This is a genomic window from Adlercreutzia aquisgranensis, assembly GCF_943193145.1.
GTDB lineage: Bacteria > Actinomycetota > Coriobacteriia > Coriobacteriales > Eggerthellaceae > Xiamenia > Xiamenia aquisgranensis.
In genome coordinates, this window is sequence record NZ_CALPDA010000002.1 from 52557 (window position 1) to 68662 (window position 16106).

At 63.5% G+C, this 16106-nt stretch carries 12 protein-coding genes; 7 read left to right on the top strand and 5 right to left on the bottom strand.

Going from position 1 to position 16106, the window contains the following annotated elements:
- The first annotated feature begins 12 nt into the window (after positions 1-12).
- From NFR41_RS01450 to NFR41_RS01470, 5 genes are all read left to right on the top strand, one after another.
- Positions 13-1023 (top strand): slipin family protein, encoded by a 1011-nt coding sequence (locus NFR41_RS01450; RefSeq protein WP_251230417.1) that lies wholly within the window; start codon positions 13-15, stop codon positions 1021-1023.
- A gap of 311 nt (positions 1024-1334) precedes the next feature.
- Positions 1335-3830: a molybdopterin-containing oxidoreductase family protein gene (locus tag NFR41_RS01455; protein ID WP_251230418.1), complete on the top strand. Its 2496-nt coding sequence runs from the start codon at positions 1335-1337 to the stop codon at positions 3828-3830.
- A 9-nt stretch (positions 3831-3839) separates the two neighbouring features.
- Positions 3840-4457 (top strand): 4Fe-4S dicluster domain-containing protein, encoded by a 618-nt coding sequence (locus NFR41_RS01460; protein ID WP_349665462.1) that lies wholly within the window; start codon positions 3840-3842, stop codon positions 4455-4457.
- A gap of 721 nt (positions 4458-5178) precedes the next feature.
- Positions 5179-5658 carry a helix-turn-helix domain-containing protein gene (locus NFR41_RS01465; protein WP_251230419.1) on the top strand — a complete coding sequence of 160 codons (480 nt, stop codon included), beginning with the start codon at positions 5179-5181 and terminating at the stop codon, positions 5656-5658.
- Positions 5658-6269: an ATPase gene (locus NFR41_RS01470; protein ID WP_251230420.1), complete on the top strand. Its 612-nt coding sequence runs from the start codon at positions 5658-5660 to the stop codon at positions 6267-6269. The genes NFR41_RS01465 and NFR41_RS01470 overlap by 1 nt, the downstream gene beginning before the upstream one ends.
- Positions 6270-6301: 32 nt before the next feature.
- Here NFR41_RS01470 and NFR41_RS01475 read toward each other — a convergent pair whose 3' ends face one another.
- The 4 genes from NFR41_RS01475 to NFR41_RS01490 all read right to left on the bottom strand — a co-directional run bounded on the left by NFR41_RS01475 (position 6302) and on the right by NFR41_RS01490 (position 12530).
- Positions 6302-8983: a homocysteine S-methyltransferase family protein gene (locus NFR41_RS01475; RefSeq protein WP_251230421.1), complete on the bottom strand. Its 2682-nt coding sequence runs from the start codon at positions 8981-8983 to the stop codon at positions 6302-6304.
- Positions 8967-10055: a hypothetical protein gene (locus NFR41_RS01480; protein WP_251230422.1), complete on the bottom strand. Its 1089-nt coding sequence runs from the start codon at positions 10053-10055 to the stop codon at positions 8967-8969. The genes NFR41_RS01475 and NFR41_RS01480 overlap by 17 nt, the downstream gene beginning before the upstream one ends.
- 16 nt (positions 10056-10071) lie before the next feature.
- A complete protein-coding gene (locus NFR41_RS01485) occupies positions 10072-11139 on the bottom strand; it encodes a methylenetetrahydrofolate reductase (RefSeq protein WP_251230423.1) in 1068 nt (355 codons plus the stop codon).
- Between the two features lie 701 nt (positions 11140-11840).
- The gene (locus NFR41_RS01490) at positions 11841-12530 is read right to left on the bottom strand and encodes a helix-turn-helix transcriptional regulator (protein WP_251230424.1); all 690 of its coding nucleotides are present in this window, start codon (positions 12528-12530) and stop codon (positions 11841-11843) included.
- Between the two features lie 375 nt (positions 12531-12905).
- On the opposite strand from NFR41_RS01490, the gene NFR41_RS01495 reads away from it, so the two are divergent.
- The gene (locus tag NFR41_RS01495) at positions 12906-13175 is read left to right on the top strand and encodes a hypothetical protein (protein ID WP_251230425.1); all 270 of its coding nucleotides are present in this window, start codon (positions 12906-12908) and stop codon (positions 13173-13175) included.
- Positions 13176-13482: 307 nt separating this feature from the next.
- Here the strand turns inward: NFR41_RS01495 and NFR41_RS01500 are convergent, their stop codons facing one another.
- Positions 13483-14205: a hypothetical protein gene (locus NFR41_RS01500; RefSeq protein ID WP_251230426.1), complete on the bottom strand. Its 723-nt coding sequence runs from the start codon at positions 14203-14205 to the stop codon at positions 13483-13485.
- Positions 14206-14425: 220 nt separating this feature from the next.
- Here NFR41_RS01500 and NFR41_RS01505 point away from each other — a divergent pair, with 220 nt between their 5' ends.
- Positions 14426-16096: a molybdopterin-dependent oxidoreductase gene (locus NFR41_RS01505; protein ID WP_251230427.1), complete on the top strand. Its 1671-nt coding sequence runs from the start codon at positions 14426-14428 to the stop codon at positions 16094-16096.
- Positions 16097-16106: the final 10 nt, after the last annotated feature.

Consider the following 16106-nt stretch of genomic DNA (forward strand, 5'->3'; position numbering starts at 1 on the left):
GGGGATCGAACCATGGCGCAGAGGGGTAAGCAGCGGCGGGCCTTCGACCGGGCGGCGTTGGGCACCGAGGGCGAGCGGGCGGTGGCGGGTTCTTCCGCAGCGGCGTTCCACTGCGGGGCAGTAGTGCCCTCCACTACCGAGATCGTAGGCGAGCGGGCATCGCGCGTGGGGGTTGGCGTGTTCTCCGCAGCGGTGTTCGTGTTAGCGTTTGTGCTGTTCATTGGCTTGTGGTCTATGGTGGCAGGGTTGGATGCCGTCGGGTTGGCAGCAGTTTTGTGCGCCGTGATTGCCGCCGCCTTTGCCACGCTGGCCATCCATATCGCCCAGGAGTGGGAGCGGGTGGTGGTGCTGCGCTTCGGCGCCTTCAACCGCGTGTCGGGTCCGGGCCTGTTCTTCACCTGGCCCGTTGTGGAGCAGAACACCATGCGCGTGGACACCCGCGTGCGAGCCACCACCTTCGGTGCCGAAGAGACCCTTACCGCTGATTTGGTGCCCCTGAACGTGAACGCCGTTCTGTTCTGGCATGTGTGGGACGCCAAGGCTGCGTGCTTGGAGGTCGGCAACTTCACGTTGGCCGTGGAGCTGGCGGCTCAGACGGCCTTGCGCGAGGCTATCGGGCGGGCAGGGGCTGCCGAGGTGGCCATCCGTCGCAACCAGCTGGATCGCGAGCTGAAGGCGGCTTTGGAGGAGAAGGTGGCGCCGTGGGGCGTGACCATCCTGTCGGTGGAGGTGCGCGACATTCTGCTGCCCAAGGAGCTGCAGGACATCATGTCGCTGGAGGCCCAGGCCGAGCAACGTAAGAAGGCGCGCATCATCCTGACCGAGGCCGAGCAGGACATCTGCGACATGATGGGCGAGATGGGCGACGCCTACGCCGAGCATGCCGACGCCCTGCGCCTGCGGGCCATGCATCTGCTGTACGAAAGCGTCCGCGAGACCGGCGGCACCGTGGTGGTGCCCAGCAGCTTCAGCGAAGGCTTCGGCGACATACTGGGGGATGGCTCCAAGCTGGGGCGGTCGTAAGTTAGACGCAGCTGAAAGGTAACGGCTGCCATGGCGGGGAAATTGTCATAGGATATTCCTTGATTGTCTTATGACAATACGTTAGACTGGCCGCAAAGGGGACTTAGCTAAATCCTTGTAGAAGGTTTCGCAGGCACGTGCGAGGAAGGCGCGCACGCGAGGGATGCGCTGCCGCCGCACTGCACCAAGGGGGTTCTTCGCCGTGAGCACGGTGAGCGCTGGTGGTGAATCGCCGAAGATGCGGTTGCGGATCAGCTTTTTGGAAGCGTTCCGGGTTTACCGCGCACTGCCAACCGACCGAAGGAGAAGAGATGCGAAAAGCAAGCGTTTCCAGGCGCACCTTGACGCGCCGCAGCTTCCTGACTGGGACCGCTGTCGCCGCCGGTGCTGTTGCCGCAGGATCGCTGAGCGCCTGTAGCGGCACTGAGGCGCCGGCGCCCGAGCAGGACGGGTCTGCTGACGAGGCCGCCGATGTGAGCAAGCTGCAGCCCCAGGCCGTGGCGGCGCCGGAAGAGCAGAAGTTCTTCCAAAGTTGCATGGGCAACTGCTCCGGTTGGGGATGCCCGTGCTATGTGACTGTGCGCGACGGCAAGGTGGCCAACATCGAGCGCGCCAAGCTGACCGCACCCGACGGGTCGCCCAGCCCCTACCAGGAGACGTGCCTGAAGGGCTACGCCAACATCGAGCGCATGTACGCGCCGAACCGCGTGCAGTACCCCATGAGGCGCGCTGGCGAGCGCGGCGAGGGGAAGTGGGAGCGCATCAGTTGGGACGACGCCGTGAAGGAGATCACCGACAAGTGGAAGCAGCTGCAATCGGACTACGGTCCGGCGTCGGTCGCCTTCATGAGCGGTTCGGGCAGCGGCATGGCCACCATTTCGTGGACGAGTCGCCTGCAGTCCCTCATGGGTGCTATGACCATCGCTCCGGCCTACGACAACACCGGCATGTACTGCCAGATGAACCACGGTGGCTTGAGCGGCCTGCTCCCCGGCCATAACGAGCATCGCGACATCCCCAACACGAAGAATCTGTTCATCTGGGGCACGAACCCCACCGAGTCCATGATCGTGGACTACCATCTGGTTTCCGAGGCGCGCGACAACGGGGCGAAGATCATCGTCATAGATCCCATCTTCACCACGTCGGCGGCCCATGCGGACCTGTTCGTACCCATCCGCCCCGGTACCGACGGCCTTCTGGCCTGCGGCATGGCCCAGATCGCTCTTCGCGATGGAAAGGCCGACGAAGCGCATCTGCGCACCATGACCGTAGCGCCTTTCCTGGTGAAGGATTCCGACGGGCTGTACCTGCGTCTTTCCGACTTGGGCCAGGCAGAAGCCGGCAGCCCCGACGACCGCATCATGGTGTACGAGGGCGACGCTGCGGTGGCTTTCGACGCCGCTGCCGAGCCCGAGCTGGAAGGGTCCTTCGAAGTCGAGGGCATTGCGGTGAAGACCGCCTACCAGATTCTGCTCGACCGGCTGTACGAATGGGACCTGGATACCATCGCCGATTACACCGACGTGCCCGTGGCCACCATCGAGGAGCTGGCGAAGATCTACACCTCGGACTTGTCGCTGATCTTCACCGGGTTCGGCCCCGACCACTACGCCAACGGCCAGACCGCCTATGACGCCATGTTTGCCCTGGCCGATATCACCGGCATGGAGGCCAAGCACGGTGCGGGTATCTGTTGCAGCGACTTCTCCGCCGCCACCAGCCAAGGCTACATCAGCACCGCCACCACGGATTTGGGCGAGGCTGCCATTCCGGCGCCCACGGTGCATGCCCCCCACTTCCCGCAGCTCATGAGCGAAGACGGGCTGGGCGTCATCGAATCGGCGCCGAAGTCCTGCTACTTCTACATCGTGAACCCCATCGGCAACGAGCCCGACCGCAAGAAGTGGGTGGAGGGCATCTGCTCCATGGAGATGGTGGTGGTGTCCGACATGTTCATGTCCGAAACGGCCACCTACGCCGACTACGTGCTGCCCGTGGCGTTCCTGTTCGAACGCGACGATATCGGATCGTCGGCGAACCCCTACGTGAAGCTGTCGGAGAAGGCCGTGGAGCCGGCGTTCGAGAGCAAGAGCGACTTCGACATCATCACCATGCTGGGCAAGGGCATGGGCTTCGACCAGTACTTCACCCAGACCCTCGAAGGCTTCCTGGAGTCCTGCGTGACGAACCCGGTGGCCGAGGCTATGGGGATGACCTGGGAGAAGCTGAAGAAGGAGCACGCGCTGTGGGTGTATCCGGAGGAGCCTACGGTGGTGGGGCTGAACACGCCGCCGCTGTCTGTCACGGGTCGCTTCGAGTTCTACCACGAGAACGTCCAGCCCATGGACCCCAACGCCGTAACCGAGTGGGATCAGCGCAAGGAGTCCTGCTGGTTCTGGGAGCCGCCGCTGGAGGCATGGCGCGAGAACCCGCTGTTCGAGAAGTACCCGCTTACTTTCATCAGCGAGCGCTGCAAGTTCAAGACCCACACCATGTTCAACAACGCGCCCATGCTGCTTGAGCTGGACCCCGAGCCCTACATCAAGATCAACCCCGTGGACGCCGAGGCTCGCGGTATCAAGGAAGGCGACACGGTGCGGCTGTTCAACGACCGCGGCGACGTCACGCTGAAGGCGGTCATCAATCCGGGGTGCCGTCCGGGCGTGCTGGTGATCGATCACGGTTGGGAGCGCGACAACTTCATTGACGGGCACTACTCCGACCTGTCCAGCTGCGCCTCGTGGCCGCGCTTCGAGCAGGACAACTGGTTCGACTGCCTGTGCGAGATGGAAAAAGTGGCCTAAGGAGGCATCATGCGATACGGAATGGTTATCGACCTTACTAAATGCATGGGGTGCCAAACCTGCGCCACCTCGTGCAAGCTGTCCAACAACCTGCCTGCGGGTGTATGGTGGAACACGGTGAAGACCCAGGGCGGCACCACCATCGACACCTGCGGCGGCACCTACCCGAACTGCACGCTCGCGCATTTGCCCGTCGCCTGCCAGCAGTGCGCAAGCCCGGCCTGCGTGGAGGTGTGCCCCACCGGCGCGTCCTACGTCGACGAGGCCACCGGCCTGGTGTTGGTGGACGGCGAGACGTGCATCGGCTGCGACACCTGCATCTCGGCATGCCCCTACGAGGTGCGCGTGCATTTGGACGCCACGCCGAAGTACGCTGTCGACTTCGCCGTGGGCGCCTGGGATGCGCCGTCCCATGTGGGCAACACCGTGGAGAAGTGCACCATGTGCGCGAATCTGGCGGCCCGTGGCGACGAGCCCATGTGCGTGCAGGCGTGCGTCGGCAAGGCGCGCTTCTTCGGCGACTTGGACGACCCCGCATCCGAGGTGTCGAAGCTGATTGCCTCGCGCGGCGGCACGCAGCTGCTTCCCGAGCAGGGCACCGATCCTAGCGTGTACTACCTGATGTAGGCATTCGGGCCGTCCGGTTTGCCAGGCGCTCCGGACGGTCGCTGCCTGGCCAGAGCGCGCTGACCGAGCGTGCCCTATCGCCTGCTACCGAGGACGTCCGCCACTCTGCCCCCGCGGACGTCCTCGGTTTGCGCTTCCTGCGGGGGAACGGGGTGCGAGACGGGCTGAAGCTCGCTGCCGCCTTAGGTGCTCTAGTAGCGCAAAGGGACGGCTCTGCGTGCTGCCGGGGCCTTCGCGAGCCCCAGCACCGCGATTCCGCCGCATCGCGGCTGCCCGATGTAACGGAAGGCGGTTGTGGCAACCCGGCCACGCCCGATGTAACGGAAGACGGTTGTGGCAACGAAAACCTGCCATAAGCGTCTTCCGTTACACGAAATCGTACATAACCGTCTTCCGTTACAGCATTTTCCTGCCACAACCGTCGTCCGTTACATCGCCACCCTCCCGAACGCGGGCGGCGCCTCGATGTCGAACAACCAGGCCGGCACGCAGAGCCAGCTCCTGTGCTATCGGACGTGCTGTTCGGGTGGGCCGTCCTTTGCGTTGTTGGGGGGTGCTGCGGAACGCGAGGCGGGCCGCAGATCATGCCCCCTTCGGCGCTCTTGTCCTCGAGAAGTGCCGGGTCGTTTTTGGCATGAGGATTTTGGCCGTCCTCTGCTTGAGAGCGTGGTGCTTTCGATGGTAAAATATTGCTCTATAGCAATATTTTATGGAGGTGTCTATGCTGTCTGTCGCTCAGAGTGCCGCGATGCTTTCCGTGAGTCCTGCGCGCGTCAGGGCGCTTATTGCCTCTGGCGGCCTTCCGGCGGTGAAGGTGGGTCGGGCCTGGTGTCTTCGGGAAGAGGATGTGCTCGATCGGCTGGCGAGGCAGCCTAAGGCCGGCCGCCCCTCTCTGCGGGGGCCGTCAGATAGGACGACGTACGCAGCTGAGACAGGCATGGCGGCGGTTGCGTCCGAAACCGTGGGGTCGTCGACCGCTGATTGTGGGTCGCCTGCCGGCGTGGGCGACGTTCCGATCGCAAGCGATATGCCCGATCCCCACGAGCTTTACCTGGCCTGCAGGGAATGCTTCCGCTTTCTTCCAGATGCAAATCTTATCCGCGCCGCCGCCTCGAAGGAAGAGGCATCGTTTTACATGGCCGTAGCCGACTTTTTTCTGCAGCAGAAGCAGGCTCGTCTGATAGCTGAGGGGGTTTACTGATGGCGCCGCCGGTGTACGTTGTGTTTGCGGGCGTCAACGGCGCCGGGAAGTCTACGTTTTTCCGAACGGGGCTTTGGCGCCAACCTGACTTTGGGCGCAGCATGGTTCGCGTCAATCCTGATGAGATTCTGAGGGAGGCCAAGGGCGACCCTGCGCTGGTGCGCGATCAGATCGCGTCGGGCAAAGAGGCGCTTCGGCGCATAGATGATTGCCTTGGCAGCCGAAGGAGCTTTAATCAGGAGACGACCCTGACTGGTCATACGTCCATTCGCACCATAAAGCGAGCCTATGAACTGGGGTATCGTGTTGTGGTGTACTACATGGGGCTTGCATCCTGCGAGCTTGCGCTCGAGCGCATAGACCATCGGGTGCAGCTTGGAGGGCATCCGATAGATGCCGATGCGGTCTGCCGTCGCTACCGTGCGTCTATCGGGAATTTGTCGAAGGTGCTCGACTACTGCGAAACGGTGACGGTCTACGACAATACAACGGAGTTTGTTGCGGTAGCTCAGTGGGCGCGCGGATCGCTGTGCTGGGTGGGCGATGTTGCGCGAAGGGCTCCGTGGTTGCTGGAGGCCATGCAGGATGAGGCCCTGTGGAGGGCTCGGTAGGCTGGCGGGTTGTTGGCGGTGCTCGCCGTCTGCTACTTCGCGAAGAAGGCGCTGGCTATGCGGGCGGATTCCGAGGCGTCTTTGGCGTAGAAGTCGGCGGCTATGGAATCGGCGAACTCCTGGGTGACCACGGCGCCTCCCACCATGACCGCCGCGTCAGGGCACCGCTCGTGCACCAGGCGGATGGTGCGCTCCATGGCGCCTACCGTGGTGGTCATGAGCGCGGAGAGGCCTACCAGACGCGCGCCGGTTTGTTGCACGGCGGCCAGCACGGCTTCCGGCGCCACGTCTTTGCCCAGGTCGATGATGGGGAAGCCGTAGTTCTCCAACAGCATCTTCACGATGTTCTTCCCGATGTCGTGGATGTCGCCTTCCACGGTGGCCAAAACGATGGCATGGGGTGCGGCCGTTGCTTCGTCGGTGGCGCTTGCGCCGGCGACCGTTGCTGTGGCGGCAGCGTTCGCTCCGGCTGTCGTTGCCGTGGCGTCGGAAGCGGTCGGGCGCTCGCCGGCGGTGCGCTCTCGGATGACGTCGAAACCGGCCTTCACCGCTTCTGCCGACGCCATGAGCTGGGGAAGGAAGAAGGCGCCGCTTTCGTAGCGGGCCCCCACCACGTCCAGCACGGGGACGAAGATGTCGTTGATGATGGCGATGGGGTCGTGGCGCTCCAGAAGCGATTCGGTGGCGGCGGCCATGGGGGCGCTGCGGCCGGAAAGCACCAGGTCGACCATCACGCGCACAGCGTCGGCGTCATCGGCGAAGGCCTTGGGGATGGCGATGGGGCACTGCTCGCTTCGGGCGGCTGCCTCGGGGGTTGCGGCGGTTGCGGCAGCCGCAGCCGAGGAAGCGCCGGCGCCCGCATGTGCCGTGGCGCTCGCTGTCTCGCCAGCAGACGCAGGCCCGTCGTAGGGGTCGCTTGCCCCGGCGTAGGCTTCCAGGAACGCCCGGGCGCCGCCATCCTGGCCGTTCAGCACGCGGAAGGTGTTCACCGTGTCGCGGTAACGGGGCGAAAGCGGGTTCAAGATGGGCATGTCCAGCCCGGCACCCAGCGCGGCGGCCAGAAACACCGAGTTCACCAGCGGCCGCTGGGGAAGCCCGAAGCTCACGTTGGAAACCCCCAGCACCGTGCGCACCCCCAGTTCCTGCTTGCATAGGGTGACGGCCCGCAGGATCTCGCGCACTTCGCTTTGGTTCGTGGCGGCGGCCATGACCAGGCAGTCTATGGCCACGTCCTCCTTCGGAATGCCGTAGGAGGCGGCCGCATCCACGATGCGTCGGGCGATGGCAAGGCGCCCTTCGGCCGTGGAGGGGATGCCGTCCTCATCCAGGGTGAGCCCCACCACGGTGCAGCCGTAGCGAGCCACCGTGGGCAGCACCGCCTCCAGGTTCGCGCGTTTGCCGTTGACGGAGTTCACCATGGGGCGTCCGGTGTAGTGGCGGCATGCGGCCTCGATGGCGGCGGGGTCGGACGAGTCGATCTGCAGCGGCAGCGGCACGGTGGCCTGCAGCGTTTCCACGGCACGCGTGAGCACGGCGGCCTCGTTAAGCCCCGGCACGCCCACGTTCACGTCCAGGATATCGGCGTCGGCGCGCTGCTGGGCCACGGCCTCGCCCACCAGGTAGTCGAAATCGCCCGCCTGCAGCGCCGCCTTCAGCTTCTTCTTCCCCGTGGGATTGATGCGCTCGCCGATGACGGCCACCTGCACCTCGCCTTCCGGCAGGTTCGCCATCTCCTGGGCGCTGGTGACGGTGAAGGCGGGGCAGTAGCGGGGGTTGGGGAAGCTCGGCGCCGCGTTCCCGGGGCGTGCCGCGGCGGGCGAGGATTGCCCGTCCACCAGCTGGCGCAGGGTGCGGATGTGGTCGGGCGTGGTGCCGCAGCAGCCTCCCACCACCGTGACGCCGGCTTCGATGATAGGCAGCATGGCCTGGGCGAACGCTTCCGGGCCAACGTCGAACACCGTGGCGCCGTCCACCATGCGGGGCAGCCCGGCGTTGGGCTGGGCCATAAGGGGGCAGCGGGAGAAGGGGGCCATCTGGCGGGCCAGCGGGGCTATCTCGTTCGGGCCGAGCGAGCAGTTCAGGCCCACCACCTGGGCGCCTAGGGCCGACAGCGTGCTAGCGGCGATGGCCGGCGTGGTGCCCAGGAAGGTACGTCCGTCTTCGCCGAAGCTCATGGTGGCGAATACCGGCAGGCTGGTGTTCTCGACGGCGGCCAGCACGGCGGCCTTGATCTCCCGCAGGTCGGTCATGGTCTCCACCACGATGAGGTCGCAGCCGGCGGCTTCGGCGGCGCGGGCCTGCTCGGCGAAGATGTCGTAGGCCTCCTCGAAGGCGAGCGTGCCCATGGGCTCGAGCAGCTGGCCGGTGGGCCCGATGTCGCCGGCCACCAGCGAGGCCCCTGCAGCTTTGGCGATGGCGGCTGCGGCGGCGTAGACCTCTGCCACGGTGGCGCCGGTCCCTTCCAGCTTCAGGCGGTTCGACCCGAAGGTGTTCGTGGTGATGCAGTCGCTCCCGGCTTCGACGTAGCGGTGCTGGATGGCCTGGATGTCGGCGGGGTGGGTGAGGTTCAGCAGATCGGGGTTCTGGTGAACCTGGTGAAGGCCCGCTTGCTGCACCAGCGTGCCCATACCGCCGTCCATCAGCAGAAACGCTTTGCCGGCCAGTGCGTTTTCCAAGCGGTTGCTTGCAATGGTCAGCTTACGAGGGCATGCCATCTTCGGTTCCTTTCGCTTCGCGCGGGCGGGCGCCCGGGCAGGTCGCGCCTGCAGGAGCTGTTGCTTCGCGGGATTCGCCGGCTTCGGTTCGGCCGAACGCGTCTGCCTCTGGGCGGCCGGCGGCCTCTTTCCCATGGCCCGCCTCTGGCTTGGCACGATTGAGGGCTTCGCCCTGGCTGCCTGCTCCGGCTCTGGGGCGGTCCTCGGGGCGGTAGAGGCCCACGATGGCCGTGATGGTCTTGGTGGGCACCAGCATGAGCGCCGGGGTGAGCGAGATGCCCAGCGCCTTGTCCGCTCCCAGGGCTTTCAGGAAGCAGGGCTGCACGCTAAGGGGCAGGTCGCCGTAACCGGGGCTGAAACGCCAGGTGGTGGCGAAACCGCGCTGATTGGCCTGCGCGCGCAGGTGCTCGTTCAGGACGTTGGCCGCCTGCTCTACCGCCGACGACGCGCAAACGTCAGCCAGCATGCCGCCGGTGGCCGAAAGCGCCGTCTCGCGCCGCAGCAGCATTTCGCTCTTCGCTCCCAGGGTGACCGCCATAAGCGCCACCTCACCGCATCCCCGCAGGTGACGGGCGATAGCGCGACCGGGCAGCTCCAGAGGCCCGATGGGCGTTTCAACGGTTACAGCCGCTCGGCTCGGAAGCGCGCCTTCAAGAGCGTCTCCCTGCCTCGCTTCCGCGCGGCGGTCCGAAGCCGCATCAGCGCACCCCGGCTTGCTCGGCTCCGTTTGCGCCTGCGTGCCGCCGGCCTCGGTCGCGCCTGTCTTCGCCTGCGTGCCGCCGCTTCCGCGCGTGCTCGGCTCTTCGGCCTGCGCCCTCTCTCTCGCCTGCGTCCTTTCTTCCTCCCGCATCCTTTCTTCGGCGTGGCTGAGCGGGAAGATGGCGAACATACCAGCAGCTTGGAGCTCCCGTTCGCACAGAGACGCCGCTGTGTCGAAGCGTTTGCACAGGTCATCGTCGAGCACTTGGCCGCGGTAGCCCAAGTATCTCAGCGCTTCGTCGGCGTCGACGCGGCAGGGAAGCGCAAGGGGCTTGCCCGCCTGAGACGCCGCCTTTCCGTTCGCATCGCCCATGGGACGCCTGTGCCGCCTAATCCCGCAGGCCCGCGTCGGCCAGCGCCTGGGCGGCGGTAAGCGCGATGTCGGGATGGTTCATGGAGTAGACGTGCACGCCGTCCACGCGGTTGCGCCCCAGGTCGACCAGCTGCGCACAGGCGTAGTCGATGCCGGCTTGGCGCAGGGCCGCCGGGTCGTCCTCGTAGCGGGCGAGCAGCTTGATGATGGGGGAGGGCAGCGAGCTTCCGCAGAGAAACACCATGCGCTCTATCTGGGATTTCCCCAGAAACGGCATGACGCCGCAGGTGATGGGGCGGGTGATGCCCGCAGCCCGGGCGCGTTCGCGGAACCGGTAGAAGTCGTCGTTGTCGAAGAACAGCTGCGTGATGAAGAAGTCGGCCCCGGCATCCTGCTTGCGCTTGAGGTGCTCGATGTCGGCCTGCAAGTCCAGGCAATCGATGTGGCCTTCCGGATACGCCGCCGCTCCCACGCAGAACCCGGCGTCTTTCAGCAGTGGGATGAGGTCGGTCGCATGGGCGAACTCGGGCGCGCCGACCGTGGAGTTGCTGGCGTTTCCGAGAGCACCCGCCACGGTCCCGGTCCCCGGCGCATCGTTGCTTGCGCCTATCTCATGCGCGGCAGCCTCGGTAGTGCCGCCCGCCGCAGCATTCGTTGCGCCTGTGTGCGAGGCGCTCGTTCCTGCAGTGCTCTTGCTGTCGGTGCCGCTTGCGTTTGCGCTGGGCGTCCCCGCAGCGGACTTCTTGATGGGGTCGCCACGCAGGGCCAGCACCGTGGTGATACCGGCGGCTTTCATAGCGGCGATGGCGGTCTCGACGGTTTCGCGACTGGAATTCACGCAGGTCAGATGTGCGACGCTGGGAATACCCACTTCGCTTTGAATCAGCGAGGCTACCTCCACGGTCTGCGATCCGTTGCCGCTTCCCCCGGCCGAGCAGGTGACGGAGATGAAGTCCGGACGCGCCTTCGCCATGCCCGTCACCACGCCGCGGGCAGCGTCGAGCGTGAGCTGCCCCTTCGGCGGGAAGATTTCGATGGAGAAGGGAATGGCGGCAGGTTTCAGAATGGAGTCGGGCGTGTTCATGGCTCTCTTTCGGTCGGCTGATGTTCAGCGGAGGCATATGATAGCCGTTCGATGCGGCGAACGGCCTCGCGCTCCCTCAAAACCGCAGGATACCGTCGAAAACGACTGCGAAGTGCGGCCGGAGCAACAGCGGTGGCGCTGTCGGCAGCCCGCGTACGACATGGCTGCTGATCCAGTTGGGAGCAGTGGTGGCGGTGGCGTCGCGGCAACGTTAGTGTCCCGTGCGCGATGCGGCCGCCGATGTAACGAAAGACGTTTATGGCAGTCGAAACCTGCCATAAACGTCTTTCGTTACAGGAAATCGTACATAACCGTCATCGGTTACATCGTTTTCTGCCATAAACGTCATCGGTTACACGGGAGTGGCTGGGGCGTGCCATAACCGTCGTCGGTTACATCGGCGGCCTTGGGGGCGGTGCCGCGCCCGCCTTCCGCCGCGCTGCTGCGCCCGAGAGGCGGTTTGCGCCCACCTTCCGCCGCGCCGTTGTGCCCGAGAGGCGGTTTGCGCCCACCTTCCGCCGCGCCGTTGTGCCCGAGAGGCGGTTTGCGCTCGTCTTCCGCTGCGCTTTTGGGGCGTTCACGTCTGCCTTCCGTGGCGCCTTCGAGCCTGGGGAGCGTTCGTGGCGCCTTCCGCTGTATCGCCGACCCTGCAAATGCCTTCGCGCCCGCCTTCCGCTGCGGCGGCCTGCTTGCTTCCGGGGCTACTCTCCGCTGCGCACCAGGTGGTCCAGTTCGTCGGCAGAGTGCACTCCCAGCTTGCTGTACACGCCCTGCACGTGGGTGCGCACGGTAGCGATGGACACGGTGCGGATCTCGCTGATCTGCTTCGGCCGCTTGCCCTGGGCCAGAAGCAGCAGCGTCTCCCGCTCCCGTGCGGTCAGCCCGTGGGCGTCGGCCAGCTCGTTGCAGCGTCGCTCGCGGTTGCGGGCGTAGAGCGCCTTGGGCGTCTCCTTTGGCAGAATTCCCCAGGCGGTCTTCGCGTATTTCTCGCCGTTGGTATTGAAGGTGACCACGGTCAGCAGCAGGAAAATAGCGATGCCCATCAGGCCGAAGTACCAGTCGTTCAGCGGCATCACGTCGTGCAGGATGGCCGCGATAGCATTTCCCAGCAGGAACCCGCCGTTGTAGACGAGCATGGCGTAGGAGAACAGCTGGGCGTAACCTACCCCTGTGGTGCGGCATACCACGAAGCAGCCGGTGATTAGCAGCGCGATGAAGAAGAACTGCGCGCTTTCCACCAGGGACAGCGATGAGACGAACTCGTTGGCGCTGGTGTAGGGGATGAGCAGCGCCGCCAACACCACGAAGGGAAACGACACGCGGTAGATGCGGTTCCAGACCAGCACGGTGGTAGGCTCTGTCTTCGGAACCGTGATGATGAATAGTCCCATAGCAATGAAGACACCCATTAGATTCGGTATGACCCGCGGCAATTGAAGGGTGGGTAGCCCCAGGGGAATAACGTGCATGCACCCAAACACAAGTCCATAGGATGTCAGGATGAGCAGGAAGTAAAACAGTGGGCGACGTTGGTCTGAGCTCCACGTGCAGGGCAGCTCGGGCGTCGGGACAAGATGCGAGGCCGCCCTCCTATCACCTGGTTTCGCAGGGCGGATAAACGCTAAGTAGCACAAAGCGCCTATCGCCATGATGGTTGCCTGGACGAATAAGCTTACGACTAGCGTTGTCCTCACCGCCACTGCGCTCATGAGCCCGTATGTGGTTATCGCTACGAGTATTGTTGCGGCGGCAAGGAGCATGCGGAAGTGGGCGAAAGTGCAGTAACGTGCAAAACCGATGCATGCGGTCAGGAACACGGCGACGCATGCGCCAGAAACGAATTGCGTGGCCAATGTTCCCAGGCAGGGGCCCTGTGGCTCGAACGTGAGGCAGAACGTGACCGTCAGAAGCTCCTGCGCGACGAAGAATCCCATCCAGAACCAACGGTTTACTCGCAGGGCGGTGAAAAAGGTGGCGAAGTGAGCCGAGACTCCGAAGCCCACCGTGATGCCTGCGATATTGGCGAGGCACGATAGGGCTCGGGCGTGGACGGGCAACCCGAAAAGAGTGCCCACGGTGAGTAGCCTATTGCCTGTCTCATGGATGAACAACGATGATGACACCACGGCCACTAGAGCGACTAGAAGCAGCACACTGCGTCGGTCAAGACTGCTCTCAGCTGGGGAGGCCGCAGTGGAAGCCGCCTGGCTAGATGCAATTCCTGGCGTGTCGTTCTCGTGGGTGCTTGTGCGTACCTTTCCGCGCTTCCCCTTGTCGGATCCCCTCATGCCCCCTCCTCTCCGGCGTCGCCTCCGGATGTTGTTCAGCTCGGAATGGTAGGTTCTAGAATCCGCGCTCGACCTTCCCAGTACTTCCGTCAACCGAGAGCGTGGTAGCGGGGGCAAGATCGGCATTCGGATCTAAGTAGATGCTTCGCAGATCCTGCTCATCGTTGAAGACGAAAAACCATTTGAGCGCATCGGCTTCGGGGTCGTCATCCTCGGGAACGTAGGTCATAAGATAGGCTCGGCAGGTTAGGTACTCCCCCTGGTCGTCTAGTTGTTCGATTGCCTGGTTGTAGGCGCGTTCGCAGTCCCAGTCTACGCCTGCAGGGTCCGCTATGGCGCCGAAATCCTCTTGAGTCAGGGAAAAGCCGGGGTTGTCCGTCACGGTCGCCTGCCCGTCGGTCATGTGCACGGTATAGGCGCTAGCCCGCTTCCAGGAGTAGAACAGAAACATCCAGCTTGAGGGGAAATGGGCCTGGGAGAACGTTTCGGAGGAGACGGCTAGCAGCTTGGCGTCGTCGGCCCGTTCCACTGCCGCAGCGAGGGCCGTTTCGTAGTCGGCGCCGAGGGCGTTCTCGAAGGTGATACGCGAAGCGCTGCTCTGTGCGGTCGGTTGCGAATTGCAGCCAACCAGACATCCAGCCAATGTCAGCGCCAGCGAGACAGCCAGGGCGATCGGAGTCGCCAGTGCAACGAAGCGAGTCGGTGCGGCTTGGGCAATCGATGCTGCGATCGATGCAGGCCGATTCTGCTGGCATCCGGCCCTTGAGGGCGATTCCATGGGTGTCTCCTTACATTCAGGGGCATTTTCTCGGCACCGATGATGATATTCCGAAACATTGATGAGTACTTCAGCAACTATTGATGAATTTTCCCCGCAAGCAAGCAAGAGGTTCATTAGCGCTTGCCGATGACCTGCTTCGAGACGAACGGGTACTGTGCTGTATGAGGGGCTGCTTAGGAAAAGGTCCTAGGCGGAGAAGACAAAGGAAGGAGAACTTATGAAAGCTATGAAGGCGAAGGGCGGGAGGTGCAAGCTGGCAATGCTTGCGCTTCCTCTGGTAATCGCCCTTATGGCGGGTTCGCTCTATGCATGCTCGCCTTCGGCACCGGCAGCTTCGGACGAAAAGAAGACGCCAGAAGCTACCCAGGAAGCCAAGCAGGACGCCGCCAAGGATGCCAATGCGCAGGAGGCCAATGTCAATCAGGCCGTTTCTCCGGTCGATGTTGCGGCTAGCGTGGGAGGGTATCCGAACTTTCTCGACAACAACTCGGGTATGTTTGCCGATACGTACTTCAACACGCAGCTGCTGAACACCGGTAACCGCGGGTGCAATGCCTGCCATACCAACCTGTTTTCGGTTATGGATATCAACCAAGATGGCTTCGAGCACATTGTTGTCTCGGGCGGCTTCGACAAAAACGGCACGTATCAGGATTGCGAGCCATGCCATCGTACCCATGAGCCTCTGACTGGTATGTACATGGGCGATATCATTCACGCCAGCCACTACAGCAACGAGTTGTTTGTCGAGAACAACGGCAACTGCTGGAGCTGTCACGCGGTCAATGCCGATCCCGAGACCGGCGAGTTTGAGCTTGTGATGTATGATGATCTGTATAATAAAGCAGCTCTGGGCGGATACCCTACTGCGGGATCTAATCCTCTCGTTCGCGATTGGGCTGCAGCTCGTGGATTCAGGAGCGGCCTTGTGACCAGCATGGCCACAGAGACCAATCCCAATGTGGAAATATCCTTTGACCAGGCGGTCGTCGATAATCCCGATGACGTATTCGTGGTCAATAACTGGGGCCCCGAGGTGACCGGTAAGGGCGAAGGCGAGAACGCCTTCAAGATCGAAGGCGAGGGCGAGACCTTTAGCTTCGACTCGATCTGCGACGAGAACAACACCATCACCATCACCGGCGTGAAAGAGCCCAAATCCTTCACCAAGGCCGACCTCGAAGCCATGCCTCAGACGGACTTCACCATGACCCTGGCTTGCGGAACCAACGGCAATGGCGGTTCCTTGGTAGCCAACGTGCCGATGACCGGTGTGTCCCTGAACTACGTTCTCGATTTGTGCGGCGGTGTGGTTGAGGGCAACAATATTGTTACCGTGCAGGCGTATGACGGCTGGATGTCTTTCCCTGTGCCTATGGAGGCAGAGGTTTACACCAAGGACTCGTTCCTGGTAACGAAGCAGTTCGGGAAAGACCTGACCGACGACCAGGGTGGTCCCATCATGGTTGCCAGCAAGGGGAGTGCGGGCGTCATTCAGGTTAAGCATATTAAATCAATGAACTTCCAGCAGTCCGATACGTTTGTCAAGGGCGCTGGCATGCTGTTCGTGAACGGCATGTGGTTCCAGAATGAGGGATCCACCTACAAGCTCGGTGAGCCGATCGAGCTGTCCGCTGTGGCGTATTCGTTCAATCGCGAAGGCGGGGATATCGAGACTGTGAGCTTCAGCTTCGACATGGGCGAAACTTGGCAGGACTACACCATGGCCTCCGAGATCAGCGGCTACGATCCTTACCAGTGGTGCCGCGCCACGTTGAAGTGGACCCCCTCCGCTGCGGGCAGCTACACCATCATGATGCAGGCGAAGACCGATCAGGGCCTCGAGATGGACGACCCCGTCTCGCTGATCGTGGTCGTGGAAGAGTAGGAGAGATTCG

What these genes read in the sequence shown, in the direction of transcription:
- NFR41_RS01450 (WP_251230417.1), top strand. Translation starts at nt 13, where the DNA reads ATGGCGCAGAGGGGTAAGCAGCGGCGGGCCTTCGACCGGGCGGCGTTG.
- NFR41_RS01455 (WP_251230418.1), top strand. Translation starts at nt 1,335, where the DNA reads ATGCGAAAAGCAAGCGTTTCCAGGCGCACCTTGACGCGCCGCAGCTTC.
- NFR41_RS01460 (WP_349665462.1), top strand. Translation starts at nt 3,840, where the DNA reads ATGCGATACGGAATGGTTATCGACCTTACTAAATGCATGGGGTGCCAA.
- NFR41_RS01465 (WP_251230419.1), top strand. Translation starts at nt 5,179, where the DNA reads ATGCTGTCTGTCGCTCAGAGTGCCGCGATGCTTTCCGTGAGTCCTGCG.
- NFR41_RS01470 (WP_251230420.1), top strand. Translation starts at nt 5,658, where the DNA reads ATGGCGCCGCCGGTGTACGTTGTGTTTGCGGGCGTCAACGGCGCCGGG.
- NFR41_RS01475 (WP_251230421.1), bottom strand. Translation starts at nt 8,983, where the DNA reads ATGGCATGCCCTCGTAAGCTGACCATTGCAAGCAACCGCTTGGAAAAC.
- NFR41_RS01480 (WP_251230422.1), bottom strand. Translation starts at nt 10,055, where the DNA reads ATGGGCGATGCGAACGGAAAGGCGGCGTCTCAGGCGGGCAAGCCCCTT.
- NFR41_RS01485 (WP_251230423.1), bottom strand. Translation starts at nt 11,139, where the DNA reads ATGAACACGCCCGACTCCATTCTGAAACCTGCCGCCATTCCCTTCTCC.
- NFR41_RS01490 (WP_251230424.1), bottom strand. Translation starts at nt 12,530, where the DNA reads ATGGGACTATTCATCATCACGGTTCCGAAGACAGAGCCTACCACCGTG.
- NFR41_RS01500 (WP_251230426.1), bottom strand. Translation starts at nt 14,205, where the DNA reads ATGGAATCGCCCTCAAGGGCCGGATGCCAGCAGAATCGGCCTGCATCG.
- NFR41_RS01505 (WP_251230427.1), top strand. Translation starts at nt 14,426, where the DNA reads ATGAAAGCTATGAAGGCGAAGGGCGGGAGGTGCAAGCTGGCAATGCTT.